The sequence below is a fragment of the Streptomyces sp. NRRL F-5123 genome, from assembly GCF_000721495.1.
GTDB lineage: Bacteria > Actinomycetota > Actinomycetes > Streptomycetales > Streptomycetaceae > Actinacidiphila.
Genome location: NZ_JOHY01000034.1, coordinates 74,118 through 91,635 on the forward strand (window position 1 = coordinate 74,118; position 17,518 = coordinate 91,635).

Annotated in this window: 13 protein-coding genes and 1 pseudogene; 9 read left to right on the forward strand and 5 right to left on the reverse strand. The window is 73.1% G+C overall.

Features of this window, described 5'->3' with window-relative positions; translation table 11 throughout:
- Nucleotides 1–110 precede the first annotated feature (110 nt).
- Nucleotides 111–1,514, forward strand: a complete 1,404-nt coding sequence (locus tag IH54_RS0124370; protein ID WP_420711799.1) for a chitinase — start codon at nucleotides 111–113, stop codon at nucleotides 1,512–1,514.
- Between the two features lie 200 nt (nucleotides 1,515–1,714).
- Here the strand turns inward: IH54_RS0124370 and IH54_RS0124375 are convergent, their stop codons facing one another.
- Genes IH54_RS0124375 through IH54_RS0124385 form a run of 3 tightly spaced genes read right to left on the reverse strand, consistent with a single transcriptional unit; the run spans nucleotide 1,715 to nucleotide 3,953 of the window.
- A complete protein-coding gene (locus tag IH54_RS0124375) occupies nucleotides 1,715–2,137 on the reverse strand; it encodes a RidA family protein (RefSeq protein WP_031520458.1) in 423 nt (140 codons plus the stop codon).
- Nucleotides 2,137–2,919: an IclR family transcriptional regulator gene (locus IH54_RS0124380; protein WP_031520460.1), complete on the reverse strand. Its 783-nt coding sequence runs from the start codon at nucleotides 2,917–2,919 to the stop codon at nucleotides 2,137–2,139. The genes IH54_RS0124375 and IH54_RS0124380 overlap by 1 nt, the downstream gene beginning before the upstream one ends.
- The gene (locus tag IH54_RS0124385) at nucleotides 2,916–3,953 is read right to left on the reverse strand and encodes a sugar kinase (RefSeq protein ID WP_267965224.1); all 1,038 of its coding nucleotides are present in this window, start codon (nucleotides 3,951–3,953) and stop codon (nucleotides 2,916–2,918) included. The genes IH54_RS0124380 and IH54_RS0124385 overlap by 4 nt, the downstream gene beginning before the upstream one ends.
- A gap of 122 nt (nucleotides 3,954–4,075) precedes the next feature.
- Between IH54_RS0124385 and IH54_RS0124390 the strand changes: the two genes are divergently transcribed.
- From IH54_RS0124390 to IH54_RS0124400, 3 genes are all read left to right on the forward strand, one after another.
- A complete protein-coding gene (locus tag IH54_RS0124390) occupies nucleotides 4,076–5,356 on the forward strand; it encodes an alanine racemase (protein WP_031520465.1) in 1,281 nt (426 codons plus the stop codon).
- A 641-nt stretch (nucleotides 5,357–5,997) separates the two neighbouring features.
- The gene (locus IH54_RS0124395) at nucleotides 5,998–7,599 is read left to right on the forward strand and encodes an N-acyl-D-amino-acid deacylase family protein (protein ID WP_031520467.1); all 1,602 of its coding nucleotides are present in this window, start codon (nucleotides 5,998–6,000) and stop codon (nucleotides 7,597–7,599) included.
- 84 nt (nucleotides 7,600–7,683) lie between these two features.
- On the forward strand, nucleotides 7,684–8,895 hold the full coding sequence (locus IH54_RS0124400; protein ID WP_031520469.1) for a pyridoxal phosphate-dependent aminotransferase: 1,212 nt from the start codon (nucleotides 7,684–7,686) through the stop codon (nucleotides 8,893–8,895).
- 73 nt (nucleotides 8,896–8,968) lie between these two features.
- Here the strand turns inward: IH54_RS0124400 and IH54_RS0124405 are convergent, their stop codons facing one another.
- Nucleotides 8,969–10,828 (reverse strand): phosphoenolpyruvate carboxykinase (GTP), encoded by a 1,860-nt coding sequence (locus IH54_RS0124405; protein ID WP_031520471.1) that lies wholly within the window; start codon nucleotides 10,826–10,828, stop codon nucleotides 8,969–8,971.
- 330 nt (nucleotides 10,829–11,158) lie between these two features.
- On the opposite strand from IH54_RS0124405, the gene trhA reads away from it, so the two are divergent.
- The 3 genes from trhA to IH54_RS43555 all read left to right on the forward strand — a co-directional run bounded on the left by trhA (nucleotide 11,159) and on the right by IH54_RS43555 (nucleotide 14,272).
- Nucleotides 11,159–11,830, forward strand: coding sequence for a PAQR family membrane homeostasis protein TrhA (gene trhA / locus IH54_RS0124410; RefSeq protein WP_052397810.1), 672 nt, complete (start codon nucleotides 11,159–11,161; stop codon nucleotides 11,828–11,830).
- Between the two features lie 134 nt (nucleotides 11,831–11,964).
- Nucleotides 11,965–13,623 carry an MFS transporter gene (locus tag IH54_RS0124415; RefSeq protein WP_078862489.1) on the forward strand — a complete coding sequence of 553 codons (1,659 nt, stop codon included), beginning with the start codon at nucleotides 11,965–11,967 and terminating at the stop codon, nucleotides 13,621–13,623.
- A 4-nt stretch (nucleotides 13,624–13,627) separates the two neighbouring features.
- A complete protein-coding gene (locus tag IH54_RS43555) occupies nucleotides 13,628–14,272 on the forward strand; it encodes a TetR/AcrR family transcriptional regulator (RefSeq protein WP_199923452.1) in 645 nt (214 codons plus the stop codon).
- A 216-nt stretch (nucleotides 14,273–14,488) separates the two neighbouring features.
- Here the strand turns inward: IH54_RS43555 and IH54_RS0124420 are convergent.
- A pseudogene (locus IH54_RS0124420) lies at nucleotides 14,489–16,315 on the reverse strand (thioredoxin domain-containing protein); the annotation flags it as partial.
- Nucleotides 16,316–16,448: 133 nt separating this feature from the next.
- Between IH54_RS0124420 and IH54_RS0124425 the strand changes: the two are divergent.
- Entirely contained in the window at nucleotides 16,449–17,006 is a 558-nt protein-coding gene (locus IH54_RS0124425; RefSeq protein WP_420711800.1) for a Uma2 family endonuclease, read from the forward strand.
- A 135-nt stretch (nucleotides 17,007–17,141) separates the two neighbouring features.
- The gene (locus tag IH54_RS0124430; protein ID WP_199923453.1) at nucleotides 17,142–17,489 is read left to right on the forward strand and encodes a YciI family protein; all 348 of its coding nucleotides are present in this window, start codon (nucleotides 17,142–17,144) and stop codon (nucleotides 17,487–17,489) included.
- Nucleotides 17,490–17,518: the final 29 nt, after the last annotated feature.

The following is a 17,518-nucleotide window of genomic DNA, read 5'->3' on the forward strand; positions in this document are numbered from 1 at the left end:
TCTTGACAACCCAATTGGTCTGGACCAACTTTCTCCCTTACCGGGACCACCCCGGTTCTTTCCCTTCGCGCTCCCACTACCCCCCAACTCCTTGCCCCCAGGAGGCAGTCGTGGAACGTGCATCGCACGCGAATAACGCGGGCCGTGCCCATCGCAGAACGTCCACCAGGCAGCGCACCGTCGCCGTGCTGAGCGCGGCGACCGTGGTCGGCGCGGCGGCGGCGTTCGCCGTCAACGGCAGCGCCAGCGCCGCGACCACCAACCTGGTCGCCAACTCCGGCTTCGAGAGCGGACTTTCCGGCTGGAACTGCACCGCCGGCAGCGGCTCGGCCGTCGCCGCCCCGGTGCACGCCGGCTCCGGCGCGCTCAAGGGCACCCCGGCCGGCTCGGACAACGCCCAGTGCTCGCAGACCGTGAGCGTCAAGCCCAACTCCCAGTACACGCTGAGCGCGTACGTCCAGGGCAGCTACGTCTACATCGGCGCGACCGGCACCGGCGGCACCGACCCGTCCACCTGGACGCCGGGCGCCTCCTCGCCGCCCACCACCGCACCCACGACTCCCCCGACCACGCCCCCGACCACCCCGCCCACGACTCCCCCGACGACGCCGCCCACCACGCCTCCGGCAGGGAACCTGCCCAAGCACCTGGTCACCGGCTACTGGCAGAACTTCAACAACGGCGCGACCGTCCAGACCGTCGCGCAGGTGCAGAGCCAGTACGACATCATCGCCGTCGCCTTCGCCGACGCGACCGGCACGCCCGGCGCGGTCTCCTTCACCCTCGACCCGTCGCTCAACTACAGCGCGGCGCAGTTCAAGGCCGACATCGCCGCCAAGCAGGCGGCGGGCAAGAAGGTCATCGTCTCGGTCGGCGGCCAGAACGGCACGATCTCCGTGCGGGACTCGGCCTCGGCGACCAACTTCGCCAACAGCGTCTGGTCGCTGATGCAGACGTACGGCTTCAACGGCGTCGACATCGACCTGGAGAACGGCATCGACTCCACCTACATGCCGCAGGCGCTGCGCGCGCTGAGCGCCAAGGCGGGCTCGGGCCTGATCATCACGATGGCGCCGCAGACGATCGACATGCTGTCGGCGGGCAGTGACTACCTGGCCACCGCGCTGAAGGTCAAGGACATCCTGACCATCGTCAACACGCAGTACTACAACAGCGGTTCGATGAACGGCTGCGACGGCGGCGTGTACAGCCAGGGCTCGGTGGACTTCATCACCACCCTCGCCTGCACCGCGATCCAGGCGGGCCTGTCCCCGTCGCAGGTCGGCATCGGCACCCCGGCGTCCACCAGCGCGGCGGGCTCCGGCTACGTGAGCCCGAGCGTCGTCAACAACGCCCTCGACTGCCTCGCGAAGGGCACGGGCTGCGGCACGTTCAAGCCGTCCACCACGTGGCCGGGCATCGGCGGCGCGATGACCTGGTCCACGAACTGGGACGCTTCCGCCGGCAACACGTGGTCCAACGGCGTCGGCCCGCACGTCCACGCCCTCCCGTAGTCCGGAGGACATGAGGGGCGCGGGGAACTGCGCGCGCAACCCACCACCGGCCGGTGGTCCGGCACGAACCGAACTGCCCCTTCGGGCCGGTGACGACGTGCAGGCAGTCGGTGGCTGGTCGCGCAGTTCCCCGCGCCCCTGAAAAACGCTCACCGCCCTCCGCGGAGGGCGGCCCGGGGCCGGCCGCGGCCGGGTGGGCGTCAGCCCAGGACGGCCAGTGCGTCGATCTCGACGAGCAGGCCCGCCGGGAGGCCGACGTACACCGTCGTGCGGGCGGCGGGCGGCTGGGCCAGCGCGGCGAAATACTCGTCGTACAGGGCGTTGAACTCGGCGAAGTGGGCGGTGTCCGTCAGGTACACCCGGACCATCACCGCGTCCTCCCAGGAGGCGCCGCCCGCTTCCAGGACGGCCTGGACGTTGGCGAGGGTCTGGAGGACCTGGGCGCGCAGGTCGGGGCCCGCCGGGGTGGGCGGGCGGCCCTCCTGCGCGGGCAGGAAGCCGACCTGGCCCGCGACCTGGAGGATGCCGCCCTTGCGCACGCCGTGCGAGAACCTCGCCGGCGGGACGGTGTGCGTCGGCGGCGTGATCGCCGTCTTCACGTGGGCCTCGGGCACTTCGCTCATCAGGTGGCGCCTTTCTGGGGTGCGGTCAGTGGTGGGGGCGGCGTGACGCCGGACAGCTCCGCCCCGACGGCCTCGGCGGTGCGCAGGATCAGTGGCCGCAGCCGCAGCAACTCCTCCGCACCGACCACGACGTTGGGCGCGGAGACGGACATGGCCGCGCACACCCGGCCGTCCGGCCCGCGGACGGGGGCGCCGACGCAGTTGATGGACTCCTCGTGGCCGCCCAGGTCGCTCGCCCAGCCCTGCTCGCGCACGCGGGCCAGCTCGGCGAGGAAGGCGGCGGCGTCCGGAGTCGAACGCGGTGTGTAGCGCGGGTAGTCGAGGTGCTCGGCGACGTCCCGCCGCTCGGGCTCGGGCAGGTCGGCGAGCAGCAGCTTGGCGACGGCGGCGACGGTGATGGCGACCGGGCGGCCGATGCGCGAGTACATCCGCACCGGGTAGCGGCTCTCGACCTTGTCGATGTAGACGACCTCGCCCTGCTCGTAGACGGCGAGGTGCACGGTGTGGCCGGTCTGCGCGTTGAGGGCGGCCAGGTGCGGGTGGGCGATGCCGCGGATGTCGAGGGATTCGACGGCCTGCTGGGCGAGCGCGAAGAGCCGGGCGCCGAGCCGGTAGCGCTGGTCCTGCTGGCGGTAGACCATGCCGTGCTCGTGCAGCGTGCGCAGCAGCCGCAGCGCGGTGGACTTGTGCACGTCGAGCCGGGTGGCGACCTGCTCCAGGCTCGCCGGTCCCTCGGCGAGCAGCGGCAGGATGGTCAGCGCCCGGTCGACGGTCTGGCTCACCGCGCCACCTCCTCCAGCAGGTCGTCGGCCCGGTCCGTCCAGCCGGGGCCGAGTCGCAGTCTGCCCCATGCGCTGTCGCCGAGGGCGGCGAGGGCGTCGGTGTGCCCGCGCGAGGGCGGTACGGCCAGGTCACCGGGCACGGTGAGGGCCGCGGCGGCGAGCAGGTGCCCGTGCCGCAGCCGGTCGCGCAGCGGCAGCCCGCGCAGCGTCGCGGACAGGAAACCCGCGGCGAAGGCGTCGCCCGCGCCGACGTGCGCGACGACGTCCACGGCCGGCGCGGGCACGTGCACGCGCGTCCCCCCACTGAAGGCCGTGGCGCCGCCCGCACCCTGCTTGACCACGACGGTCGCCGGCTCCGGCAGCGCGGCCCGCACCGCGTCGGCGTCCGGCAGGCCCCACGCGGCCTGTGCCTCGTCCTCGCCGACGAACACCAGGTCGCACCCCCTGGCGAGTTCGGCGAGCAGCCACGGGTCGGCGCCGTGCCACAGCGCGGGGCGGTGGTTGACGTCGAACGAGACGAGCGGTCGGCCCGGCTCGCGGTGCGTGAGCCGCCGCATCAGCGCCTTGCAGGTCGCCGACAGGGCGCAGGTGATGCCGGTCAGGTGCAGCACGCGCCCGGCCCACACGTCGCGCCGCTGCACCAGCGCGGGCGACAGCGCGGAGGCGGCCGAGCCCTTGCGGTAGTAGACGACCTCGGCGCGCCCCGGAACGGCGTCCAGCGTCGTGGCGCGCTCGCCCGCCGTACGGAAGTAGATGCCCGTGGGCCGGTGCGGGTCGCGCTGCACCGCGCCGACGTCCACCCCCGCCCCGGCGATCGTCTCGACGAGATGATCGCCGAAGCCGTCACTGCCGACCCGGCTGACCCACCGCGCCGTGTGCCCGGCGCGGGCCAGCGTGCAGGCGACGTTGGACTCCGCGCCTCCGATGCCCCGCTCGAACGCGGGTACGTCGGCCAGCGGCCCACCCGTACTCGGCACGAAGGTGACCATGGACTCGCCCAGGCATACGACGTCGAGGCTCGGCGTCACGCTCACGTTCACTTCCCCTCGGGTCTGCCGCCGTTGACCAGGCGCAGGACCGGATGTTAGACAGCTCGAATCACGATACGCAATGACCGTTGCACATGATGCAACGTCTTTCAGGGTACGGAGAGCGCATGGACGACGCTGCCGCAACAGTCGCCGAACGGGTCGCCGCGCTGCGCGACGAGCGGATCGACCACCGCTTCAAGGGGCTGCCGCCCGACGCGGACGGGCTCACCGTCGGTGAACTCACCGACCAGCGCCGCACGCTCACCGGCGGCGGCTTCAGCACCCCCCTGCTGGTCCTGTCCGCCGAAGCCCTGGACCACAACCTCGCCGCCCTCGAACGCTGGACGACCGACCACGGGCTCGCCTTCGCCCCCCACGGCAAGACGTCCATGGCACCCCGCCTCTTCGCCCGCCAGCTCGACCACGGGGCCTGGGGCATCACCGTGGCCGTACCCCACCAGCTCCGCGTGGCCCGCGCGTTCGGCATCCCGCGGGTCTTCCTCGCCAACGAGCTGGTCGACCCCGCGGCCCTCCGCCGGCTCGCCGCCGACCTCGACGCGGACCCCGGCTTCGACTTCGTCTGCTACGTCGACTCCCCCCACGGCGTGGCCCTCATGGACGCGGCCCTCGCCGGTGCCCGCCGCCCCGTCGACGTCGTCGTCGAACTCGGCGCGGGCGAGGGCGCGCGCACCGGCGTCCGCACCGAAGAGGAAGCCGTCGCCGTCGCCGAGGCGACCGCCGCCGCGGCCCACCTGCGGCTCGTCGGCGTCGCCGGCTACGAGGGCGAGGTCCCCGCCGCCGACCCCGCCCGCGTCCGCGCCTGGCTCCGCCGCCTCACCGCCCTCGCCGCCTCCCTCGACAGCGCCGGGGCCTTCGCCGACGCCGAGCGCGTCATCGTCAGCGCGGGGGGCTCCGCCTGGTTCGACGCCGTCGCCGAGGTGTTCGCCGACCTGCCCGTTCTCTCCCGGCCCGTCCTCCCCCTGCTCCGTTCCGGGGCGTACGTCACCCACGACGACCAGCACTACGCCCGCATCACCCCCTTCACCCGCGTCCCCGGCCACCTCGAACCCGCCTTCCGCCTCTGGGCCCAGGTCGTCTCCCGCCCCACCCCCACGCAGGCCTTCCTCAACGCGGGCAAGCGCGACGCCCCCTACGACCTCGGCCTCCCCACCCCGCTCACCGTCCGCACGCCCTCGGGGCTCCGCCCCGCCCCCTCCGCCCTCCGCGTCACCGGCATCTCCGACCAGCACCTCTGGCTCGACGTCCCCCCCGCCGACCCCCTCGAGGTCGGCGACCTCGTGAGCCTCGGCGTCTCCCACCCCTGCACCACCTTCGACAAATGGCCCCTCATCCCCGTCGCCACGGAGTCCGGCACGGTCACGGAATACGTCCGCACGTTCTTCTAGGCCCCCCGCCGGTGGGGCTGCCCGCGCCTGCCGGCGCCGGGTGTTTCCCACCCCCACCACCCGTGCAGGTGGAAGCGACAACTTCTGTCCACCTGCGGGGCTGCCCCGCCGTCGGGGGCTGACCCGCCGTGCCCGGCAGCCGCCCGGGCGGCGAGGGCCCGTGCGGGTAGGACGTCGGCTTTCTGCCCACCTGCGGGGCGCATTCGCCGTCGGGGGCGAACCGCAGTCCCTGCAACATCACCCCCACCGGCGTGCAGCCGCCGACGAGACGCCGGGAGGGGGACGATCACCCCACCCACCCCCGCCCCCACCGGCGTGCAGCCGCCCACGAGACCTGGGAGGGGGACGATCCGGGGGTGCCCCCGCAGGAATGCGCACCCCGTCCGGCACCGGACACATCATGACGTCAGACGCGCATTCCGAGGAGGTACCCCCGGAGTGGCACCCGACCCCACCCACCCGCCAGGGACGCGATGCCCCGCCGGGTGACACCAGGGGCGCGGGGCTGCATCTGATGTGCGGCTGGCGCCGCGTGGGCGCGACCAGCCCCCACCGGCGGGAAGGTCGCGCAGCCCACCGCACCACGCAGAACGTAGCGCCCCCCGCCCAGCCCCCGGCAAGGGCAACGTATGGTCTGGACCATGGACCTGGTGATACGCGGAGCGCACGTCATCGACGGCACCGGCGCGCACGCCGGATACCCCGCCGACGTCGCCATCGCAGAAGGCCGCATCACCGAAATCCGCCCCCCGGGCGTCAAGAGCGCAAAGCTCTCCGCCAGGAGGACCCTCGACGCCACCGGCCTCGCCCTCGCCCCCGGCTTCATCGACATGCACGCCCACAGCGACCTCGCCCTCCTCTCCGACCCGGCCCACGAAGCCAAGACGGCGCAGGGCGTCACCCTCGAAGTCCTCGGCCAGGACGGCCTGTCCTACGCGCCCGCCGACGACCGCACCCTCGACACGCTGCGCACCCTCATCGCGGGGTGGAACGGCGACGGCTCGGACGTGACGTTCGACTGGCGCACGGTCGGCGGCTACCTCGACCGCCTCGACGCGGGCGTCGCCGTCAACGCCGCGTACCTCGTCCCGCAGGGCACCGTGCGGATGACGGCGGTCGGCTGGGAGGACCGCCCGGCCGCCCCGGACGAGCTCATGACGATGAAGCGCCTGGTGGCGGAGGGAATGGCCCAGGGCGCCGTCGGCATGTCGGCGGGCCTGACGTACACACCCGGCATGTACGCCCCCGACGCCGAGCTGGCCGAGCTCTGCCGGGTGGTCGCCGCCCACGGCGGCTACTTCTGCCCGCACCACCGCTCCTACGGCGCGGGCACCCTCCGCGCGTACGAGGAGATGCTCGCGATCGCCCGGGAGACGCACTGCCCCCTGCACCTGGCGCACGCGACGATGAACTTCGGCGAGAACGCCGGCCGCGCGGCCGACCTGCTGGCCCTGCTGGACGCCGCCGCGGCGGACGGCGCCGACGTGACGCTGGACACGTACCCCTACACCGCGGGCTGCACCACGCTCGCCGCGCTGCTGCCGAGCTGGGCGGCGGTCGGCGGCCCGGACGCGACGCTCGCCCGGCTCCGCGACGAGCCCACCGCGGAGCGGATCCGGCACGCCCTGGAGGTGGAGGGCTCGGACGGCTGCCACGGTGTACCGGTCGACTGGTCGACGGTCGAGGTGTCCGGCACCGCCGACCCCGCGCTCGCGCCCCGCGTCGGCACCCGGCTCGACGGCTGGCCCGCGGCCCGCGCGCTGCTGCTGGCCGACCGGCTGGGGACGACGATCCTGCAGCACGTCGGCGACGAGCGGAACGTCCGCACGGTGATGCGGCACCCCGCGCACACCGGCGGCTCGGACGGCATCCTGCACGGCGCGAAGCCGCACCCGCGCGCGTACGGCACCTTCCCGCACTACCTCGGCCACTACGTGCGCGAGCTGGGTGTGCTGAGCCTCGAGGAGTGCGTGGCGCATCTCACCGGGCGCCCGGCGGCGCGGCTGCGGCTCCCGGACCGCGGCCTGGTCCGCGAGGGCTACCGCGCCGACCTCGTCCTCTTCGACCCGGAGACGGTCGCGGCGGGCGCCACGTACGACCACCCGCGCCGCCCCCCGACCGGCGTCCCGTACGTCCTGATCGACGGCCGCTTCGTCGTCGCGGACGGCCGCAGGACCGACGTCCTCGCGGGCCGCTCGGTGCGCGGCACGGGCCGCCGCCCGTCCCGCGGCGCGGGCGGCTGAGCCCGCGGCCAGGGCGTTCGCGGCGTCGCCCGGGTGGCGAAAAACACCGCGCGGCCCGCGTAACACCGCCGTAAGGTGACCGGCATGCAGGTGATCCAGTCGACGAAGCTCGCAAATGTCTGTTACGAGATCCGGGGCCCGGTTCTTGAGGAGGCGATGCGGCTCGAGGCTGCCGGTCACCGCATCCTCAAGCTCAACACGGGCAACCCGGCCCCCTTCGGTTTCGAGTGTCCTCCCGAGATCCTGGAGGACATGCTCCGGCAGCTGAAGGACGCGCACGGCTACGGGGACGCCAAGGGGCTGCTGAGCGCGCGCCGGGCGGTGATGCAGCACTACCAGACCAAGGGCGTCCCGCTGGACGTCGAGGACATCTACCTCGGCAACGGCGTGTCCGAGCTGATCCAGATGTCGATGCAGGCGCTGCTCGACGACGGCGACGAGGTGCTGGTCCCGGCGCCCGACTACCCGCTGTGGACGGCCTCGGTCTCGCTCGCCGGCGGCACCGCCGTCCACTACCGCTGCGACGAGCAGGCCGACTGGATGCCGGACCTCGCCGACATCGAGCGCAAGGTGACCGACCGCACCAAGGCGATCGTCATCATCAACCCGAACAACCCGACCGGCGCGGTCTACGACGACGAGCTGCTGCGCGGCCTCACGGACATCGCGCGCCGGCACCGGCTGGTCGTGTGCTCGGACGAGATCTACGACAAGATCCTCTACGACGACGCCACCCACACCCCGACCGCCGCGATCGCCCCCGACCTGCTGACGCTCACCTTCAACGGCCTGTCCAAGGCCTACCGGGTGGCGGGCTACCGCAGCGGCTGGCTCGCGGTGTGCGGGCCCAAGTCGAACGCCTCCAGCTACATCGAGGGCCTGACGATCCTGGCGAACATGCGGCTGTGCGCGAACATGCCCGCGCAGCACGCGATCGCGACCGCGCTCGGCGGCCACCAGTCGATCAACTCCCTCGTCCTCCCCGGCGGCCGCCTGCGCGCGCAGCGCGACGCGACGTACGAGGCCCTGACCTCGATCCCCGGTGTGACGTGCGTCAAGCCGAAGGGCGCGCTGTACGCCTTCCCGCGCCTGGACCCGCAGGTCTACAAGATCAAGGACGACCGCCAGATGGTCCTCGACCTGCTGCGGGCCGAAAAGATCATGATCGTCCACGGCACGGGCTTCAACTGGATGGAACCCGATCACTTCCGCATCGTCACCCTCCCCCGCGCGGAGGACCTGACCGAGGCGATCGGCCGTATCGGCCGGTTCCTGGACGGCTACTCGCAGCCCTGAGCGCTGCCGCGCGGGGTGAGCGTTTTCAGGGGCGCGTGGGGGTACCTCCCACGCGCCCCTGATCGCTCGGGCCCTACGCAGTAGCGAGGCGCGCGACCAGCGCCTCGTACTCCGCCCAGAGCTCGGGTGGCATGTGCTCGCCGAAGGCGGAGAGGTGCGGCGGGATCAGGGAGGCCTCCTCCCGCCACGTCTCCGGGTCCACCGTCAGCAGCAGCTCCAGGTCCTCGGGGGACAGGCCCAGGCCCTCGACGTCGAGGGCGCCCGGCGCGGGGAGGACGCCGATGGGGGTGCGGACGCCGTCCGCCGTACCCTCCAGGCGCTCCACCACCCACTTCAGCACGCGCGCGTTCTCGCCGAAGCCGGGCCACACGAAGCGGCCGGCCGCGTCCTTGCGGAACCAGTTCACGTAGTAGATCCTCGGCAGCTTCGCCGGGTCGTGGGCGCGGCCCACCTCCAGCCAGTGCGCGAAGTAGTCGCCCATGTTGTAGCCGCAGAAGGGCAGCATCGCGAACGGGTCCCGGCGCAGTTCGCCGACCTTGCCCTCGGCCGCGGCGGTCTTCTCGCTGGAGATGTTCGCGCCGAGGAAGACGCCGTGCTGCCAGTCGAAGGACTCCGTGACGAGCGGCACCGCGGTGGCGCGGCGGCCGCCGAAGAGGATCGCGGAGATCGGGACGCCGCGCGGGTCCTCCCACTCGGGCGCGATGATCGGGCACTGGCTCGCGGGGACGGTGAAGCGCGCGTTGGGATGCGCGGCGGGCGTGCCGGACGCGGGGGTCCAGTCGTTGCCCTTCCAGTCGGTGAGGTGGGCGGGGGCCTGTTCGGTCATGCCCTCCCACCACACGTCGCCGTCGTCGGTGCGGGCCACGTTGGTGAAGACGGTGTTGGCGTACATCGTCTTCATGGCGTTGGCGTTGGTGTGCTCGCCGGTGCCGGGGGCGACACCGAAGAAGCCGGCCTCGGGGTTGATCGCATAGAGCCGGCCGTCGTCGCCGAAGCGCATCCAGGCGATGTCGTCGCCGATCGTCTCGACCGACCAGCCGGAGACGGTGGGCTCCAGCATCGCCAGGTTGGTCTTGCCGCAGGCGGACGGGAAGGCCGCGGCGACGTAGCGGGACTCCCCGCGCGGCGGGGTGAGCTTGAGGATGAGCATGTGCTCGGCGAGCCAGCCCTCGTCGCGGGCCATGACGGATGCGATGCGCAGCGCGTAGCACTTCTTGCCGAGCAGCGCGTTGCCGCCGTAGCCGGAGCCGTACGACCAGATCTCGCGGTCCTCGGGGAAGTGCGAGATGTACTTGGTGGTGTTGCAGGGCCAGGGCACGTCGGCCTGGCCGGGGGCGAGCGGGGCGCCGACGGAGTGGACGGCCTTGACGAAGGCGCCGTCGCTGCCGAGCTGCTCCAGGACGGCGCTGCCCATGCGGGTCATGGTGCGCATCGAGGCGGCGACGTACGCCGAGTCGGTGATCTCGACGCCCATCGCGGACAGCGGTGAGCCGAGCGGGCCCATGCAGAAGGGCACGACGTACATCGTCCGCCCGCGCATCGCCCCGCGGAAGAGCCCTCCCCCGGAGCCTTCGGCCCGGGAGGTGCCCCCAGCTCCACCCGTGAAGACCTCGCGCATCTCGGCGGGGTCCTTCCAGTGGTTGGTGGGGCCGGCGTCCTGCTCCCGCTGCGAGCAGATGAACGTACGGTCCTCGACGCGGGCGACGTCCGAGGGGTCGGACGCCGCGTGGTACGAGTTCGGCCGCAGGGTCGGGTCGAGCCGGGTGAAGGTGCCCTTGGCGACGAGTTCCGCCGCGAGCAGGTCGTACTCGGCCTGCGAGCCGTCGCACCAGACGACCTCGTCGGGCTGGGTGAGCTCGGCGATGTCGCCGACCCAGCGGATCAGTTCCTGGTGGTTGGTGGGAGCCGCACTGTCACGGTTGCCGCGCGCCACGATCGCTCCGTCCCGCCGGGTCCGCACAGACCGGCGTGAGAGGTGAGGGTGTTGGTTCGGCCCCTTGGGGGCTGCGGCCCGGACGCGTGCGTGCCCGCCCCTGCACGGGGTCGCGGGCGCCCGTCCGGTACCGACCGCACTCATATGAGTGTGATCCCGCTCAGTCGAGTCTGTCCAGAGCGCCGGGGGTGAGCCACACCACGCGACAACAGCTCCCCGAACGGCCGATCGCGGGCCCCGGACGGCCGATGCGACGCGGGCCTTCGGCGGGCAACCTACGGTGGCGTAGGTAGCATTGACGCCATGAGCGCCGTCGATCAGACTGCTGAAATGCCCGCCGAAGTCGATGCACTCGATACGTCGAAATCTGTAAAGCCCAAGCTCAGAGGGTGGTTGCACGCCGGAATGTTCCCGGCCGTGCTCATCTCGGGCGTCGCGCTGACCGCCTTCGCCCAGAGCACCAGAGGGCGCATCGCATGCGCAATCTTCACGGTGTCGGCGTGCGCACTCTTCGGCGTGAGCGCGCTTTACCACCGGGGGAACTGGGGGCCGCGGGTCTCCGGAATTTTGCGCCGGCTTGACCATGCGAACATCTTCCTGATCATCGCGGGCACCTACACACCGCTGGCGATACTGCTGCTGCCGGGCGGAACGTCCCATCTGCTGCTGTGGCTGGTGTGGGCGGGCGCGCTCGCGGGGATCGCCTTCCGGGTCTTCTGGGTCGGCGCGCCACGGTGGCTGTACACGCCCTGCTACATCGCGCTCGGCTGGGTCGCCGTCTTCTTCCTGCCGGACTTCCTGCGCACCGGCGGCGTCGCGGTGATGGTCTGCGTGATCGTCGGCGGCGTCCTGTACAGCACGGGCGCGGCGGTCTACGGCTTCAAGCGGCCGAACCCGTCACCGCGCTGGTTCGGCTTCCACGAGGTCTTCCACTCCTTCACGCTGGCGGCGTTCATCGTCCACTACATCGGCATCTCGCTCGTCGCCTACCAGCACGGCTAGCCGCGCGGACGGCCGCGGCGGCGCTCCTCGACAGGCCCGCACCCCCCTGGGGGGTGCGGGCCTTCGTCATGCGAGTTACTCTTTTTTGAGAGTCACTGTCATTTGAGTCTCACTCGCATCGCAGGAGCTTCGCCATGCCCTCCTCCGCTCCCCCGTCCCCGTCCGCTCCCCCGTCCCCGTCCTCACCGTCCTCACCGCCCTCCCCGCCGCAGCCGGATCCGCGGCGCTGGCTCGCGCTCGTCGCACTGGCCCTGAGCATGCTCGTGCTCAGCTTCGACACCACGATCCTCAACGTCGCCCTGCCGACGATGGCCGACGAGATCGGCGCCACCACCGGCGACATGCAGTGGATCGTCGACTCCTACACCGTCGTCTTCGCCGCCGCGATGCTGCCCGCCGGGCTCCTCGGCGACCGCTTCGGACGGCGCCGGATGCTCATCGCCGGGCTCGCGGTCTTCCTCGCCGGGTCGGTCCTGGGCTCGCTGGTCGGCAGCCCCGGCGGGGTCATCGTCGCCCGCACGGTGATGGGCCTCGGCGGCGCCTTCGTCATGCCGCTCGCGCTCTCCGTGATCCCCGGGCTGTTCGGCCCCGCCGAGCGGCCCCGGGCCGTGGCGATCGCCAGCACCGCGGTCGCCTTCGGCATGCCGCTCGGGCCGATCATCGGCGGTGCGCTGCTGAAGAGCTTCTGGTGGGGCTCGGTCTTCCTGGTCAACATCCCGCTGGTCGCACTCGCCATCGTCGCGTGCGTGTGGCTGCTGCCCGAAACCCGCGACCCGGCCGCCCCGCGCGTGCGCGTCACCAGCACCTTCTGCGCCGCCGCGGGGCTCGGCGCGCTCGTCTACGGCATCATCGAGGCGCCCGGCCGCGGCTGGGGCGACCCGGTGGTGGCCGCCGCGCTCGCCACGGGGGCGCTGCTGCTGGCCGTCCTCGTGCTGCGCGAGCGCCGGGTGGCGCGACCGATGCTGGACATGAGCCTGCTGCGGCAGCGCGGCTTCCTGTGGAACGCCGTCGCCGCCACGCTGGTGAGCTTCATCCTCACCGGCATGGTCTTCGTGCTGCCCTCGTACCTGCAGAGCGCCCTCGGCCATGACGCGCTCGGCACGGGGCTGCGGCTGCTGCCGATGATGGGCGGGCTGACGGTCGCCGCCCGGCTCGCCCCCGCGCTCGTCGCGAAGTCGGGCCCGCGCCCGGTGATCACCGCGGGCCTGCTGGTGCTCGCCGCGGGCGGCTTCCTCGGCGCCACCACCTCCACGGGGGACGGCTACGGGCGGATCGCGGTGTGGCTGGCCGTCGCCGGGGCGGGGCTGGGGCTCAGCGTCGTCCCGTCCATGAACGGCGCGCTCGGCGCGCTCCCCCGCGAGCGCGCCGGCAGCGGGTCCGGGCTGCTCCAGACGCTGCGGCAGACGGGCGCGGCCGTGGGCGTCGCTGTCCTCGGCAGCGTCCTGGCCGCGGCCTACCGCAGCCGTCTCGACACGGCGGGCCTGTCGCCGGACGCCGCGCACGCGGCCCGCGAGTCGCTGGTCGGCGCGCACGCGGTGGCCGTACGTACCGGGCACCAGGCCCTCGCCGCGTCGGCGGACGCGGCCTACGCGCACGGCATGGACGTCGCGCTCGCCGTGTGCGGGGCGGCCGCGCTGGCGGCTGGACTGCTGCTGGCGGCCCTCCTGCCGAACCCGCGGCCGGGGCGGGCGGACACGAAGGCGGCGGAGGGCGCGTCCGCTTCGCCGGGCGCGGAGGGCGCTGCGGGCGCGGCCGGGGCGCTCGCCGAGCCGCGGGCGGATGCCCGACAATGAGCACATGCCGCCCTACCCCTGCGACGACGCCCCCTCCACCGCCCCGCCCCGGCCCCCCAGCCTGCGCGAACGCAAGAAGGCGGCGACCCGGCAGGCGATCCGCAGGGCGGCCTACCGGCTCTTCGCGGAGCAGGGCTACGACGCCACGCCCGTGGACCGGATCGCCGCTGAGGCGGACGTCTCACCGAGCACGGTCTTCCGGTACTTCCCCACCAAGGAGGACATCGTCCTGACGGACGACTACGACGCCGAGATGGCGGAGGTCCTGCGCGCCCGCCCGCTCGACGAGCGTCCCCTCGCGTCCGTGCGGCACGTCATGCACGCCGTCCTCGGCCGGGCGATGCGGGATCCGGACGGCCGCGAGGAGCTGATCCGGCGCGAGGAACTCGTCCGGGACGTCCCCGCGATCCGCGCCCGCGCGCACGAGAGCATGTCCGCGACCGGCCGGCTGCTCGGCGGCATCATCGCCGAGCGCACCGGCCGGCGGGCGGACGATCTGGAGGTCCGGGTCTTCGCGGCGGCCGTCTTCGCGGCGCTGCACGAGGCGACGATGTACTGGCTGGAGCACGACCGCGACGAGGACTTCGTCCTGCTCCTCGACCGCACCCTGGCGATGCTGCGGCACGGCCTGGACCTGCGGACCCCTTGACAACTGCCGCCCTACGCGGCCCCGCTCGCCGCGCACGCCCGTCCCGCCGCACGGCGGTGTGCGGCAGTGGCACCGGCCCGCACCGGCCTCGGCCGCACCCGCCGCCGAAGTGCTGGTGCTGTGACCGGGAGGGTTCACCGGCTTGCGACGCCCGGCACGGCACCTCGCTGCGTTGCCGCATCGACCGAGCAGGCCCGCTACGAGGCCGATCCGGTCGGCGGTGAGCGGATCGCCGGTGCCGCCCACGACGGCGACCTCGCGCGGCCCGTCGAGTGCGGCCTCCGCGACGGCCAGGCCCCAGCCGATGAACCGCGGCGCGCGCCCCGCGAGCGCGCCGACCACGCCGAGCGCCCGCTCGGCGGCACTGCGGTGCGGCTCCGCGCCGGTGTGCGCGGCGTACGACAGCAGCGCCCCGGCCGCCGCGGTCCAGCCCGAGGGCGTGGCGTTGTCGGTGGGGTCCTGCGGGCGCCGGATGAGGGTCTCGGCGTCGTCGGCGGTGTCGTAGAGGGTGCCGTCGTCGCCGGTGAAGTGGTGGAGGACGGAGTCCAGCAGCAGCCCGGCGAAGTCGAGCCAGACGCCCTCGCCGGTCACCGAGGAGAGCGCGAGGAAGCCCTCGGCGACGTCCGCGTAGTCCTCCAGCACGCCGTCGTTGGCGCCCGCGACGCCGTCCCGCGAGGTGCGGGTGAGGCGGCCGCGTCCGTCCATGTGCACGCGCACCAGCAGGTCGGCCGCGTCCACCGCCGCCTGCACGAGGTCGGTGCGGTCGAAGTACGCCCCCGTCTCGGCGAGCGCCGCGATGGCCAGCCCGTTCCAGGCGGCGACCACCTTGTCGTCCCGCCCCGGCCGCGCCCGCCGGGCCCGCGCGCCGAGCAGCCGTTCGCGTACGGACGCGACGCGGGCGGCGTCCACCACCCCGCCGCCCTGCGGGAGTTGCAGCACGGAGGCGCCCTCCTCGAAGGTGCCCTCGTCGGTGACGCCGAAGTAGTCGGCGGCGAACTTCCCGTCAGCCTCGCCCAGCTCGGCCGCGAGCTGCTCGGGCGTCCAGACGTAGTAGGCGCCTTCGGCGTGCCGGCCGCTGCCGTCGTCGCTGTCGGCGTCCAGCGCGGACGCGAAGCCGCCCTCGTCGGTGGCGAGTTCGCCGACGATGAAGTCCGCGGTCTCCAGGGCGATCCGCCGGGCCAGGTCCGAGCCGGTGGCGCGCCACAGATGCGCGTAAACCCTCGCCAACAGGGCGTTGTCGTACAGCATCTTCTCGAAGTGGGGCACGACCCACTCCCGGTCCACGCTGTAGCGGGCGAAGCCGCCGCCGAGCTGGTCGTAAATGCCACCGCGGGCCATCGCCTCGCACGTGTCCCGCGCCATCTGCAGCGCGCCCTCCGCGCCGGTGCGCGCGTGGTGCCGCAGCAGGAACTCCAGCGCCATGGACGGCGGGAATTTCGGCGCCCCGCCGAACCCGCCCCGCCGCGCGTCGTACTCCCGCGTCAGCCCCAGCAGCGCGGCCCCCATCTCCGCCTCGCCGGGCAGCCCGTGGGCGTCGTACACCGGCCCCCGGTCGGCGAGGTCCCGCACGATCCGCCCCGCGACGTCCGCGACCTCCTCCCGCCGGTCCCGCCACGCCGCCACCACCCCGCGCAGCACCTCCATGAAGGCCGGCATGCCCTGCCGCGGCTTCGGCGGGAAGTAGGTCCCGAAGTAGAACGGCTCCCCCTCCGCCGTCAGGAACACCGTCATCGGCCACCCCCCCTGCCCGGTGGCCGCCTGCACCGCCTCCATGTACACCGCGTCGACGTCCGGCCGCTCCTCCCGGTCGACCTTGACGGACACGAAGTGCTCGTTGAGATACGCCGCGGTCGCCTCGTCCTCGAACGACTCGTGCGCCATCACATGGCACCAGTGGCAGGCCGAATACCCCACACTCAGCAGCACCGGCACCCCCCGCCGCCGCGCCTCCCCGAACGCCTCGGGCCCCCACGGCCACCAGTCCACCGGGTTGTCGGCATGCTGCAACAGATAGGGCGACGTGGCGTCCCCGAGTCGATTCACGCGGCCACCCTCTCACGCCCCCCGCCCGGGGCGCCGCCCTTGCCGCACGGTGTTGCAACCCCGCGTCCCGTAGCCTGGTCCGGACAGCAGGGTGCCCGCTCGGCGACGGAGGAGGTACGCCGTGAGCGCGGGGATGATCACGCCGGCATGGATGCACGAGCTGGTGACCGCCGAGCAGTACGAATCCTGGTCGCCCGAGCAGTGCGCCGGTATCGAGGTCGTGGACGGAATCGTCGTCGTGAGCCCGAGCGTGTCCAAGTGGCACAACCGCCTCGCCCGTATCCTCGCCAACGCACTCGACGCGGCGGGCGGTGCCGAGTGGAACGCGGACACGGACTTCGACGTCCGCCTCCAGGACGTCCCGCTGATCAACCGGCGCCCCGACGTCGTGGTCTACCGGGCGGACACCATCGACGTCACGCCGACCCGGCCGGCGCACGTGCTGCTGCTGGTCGAGGTCGTCTCCCCCGGTTCGGAGACCACCGACCGGGTGGTCAAGCTCCAGCAGTACGCCCGCGCGGGTGTTCCCTTCTACTGGCGGATCGAGCAGTCCGCGGGCACGGTGCCGCTGGTGTACACCTACCTGCTGGACCAGGCGAGCGACACCTACCGGGAGGGCGAGGTCTTCACCGGCGTGGTCAAGGCGGCCGTCCCCTTCGCCGTGGACATCGACCTCACGAACCTGGGCTGACCCGGCCGGAAAAATTTTCTCCCGCCGTGTCGAAACGGCCGGGTCCCGTTCGACGCACTGGTGAGGGCGCGGGAGAGCGCCCCCCGGCCGGAGGCCGGAGCACCGAGCGGAACCCAGGAGAACACTGTGCGTTACATGATGCTGCTGCGGCTCGACCCCACCAAGGCGCCCAGCGAGGGGCCCAGCCCGGAGCTGATGGAGGAGATGGGGAAGCTGCTGGAGGACATGGCCAAGGCGGGGGTCATGCTCGACACCGGGGGGCTGCGGGCCAGCGAGCCGGCGTCGGTGATCCGGCAGGTCAAGGGGAAGCAGACGGTGCTGGACGGGCCGTTCACCGAGGCCAAGGAGGTCATCGGGGGGTACGCGATCATCCAGGCCAAGTCGCTGGAGGAGGCCACCCAGTGGGCCTCGCGCTTCCTCGCCATCCACGGCGACGAGTGGGAGATCGAGGCCGAGGTGCGGCTCGTGGAGGAGCCCGAGTAGCGCGCGACGCGGGGCGTCGGCTTTGCGCC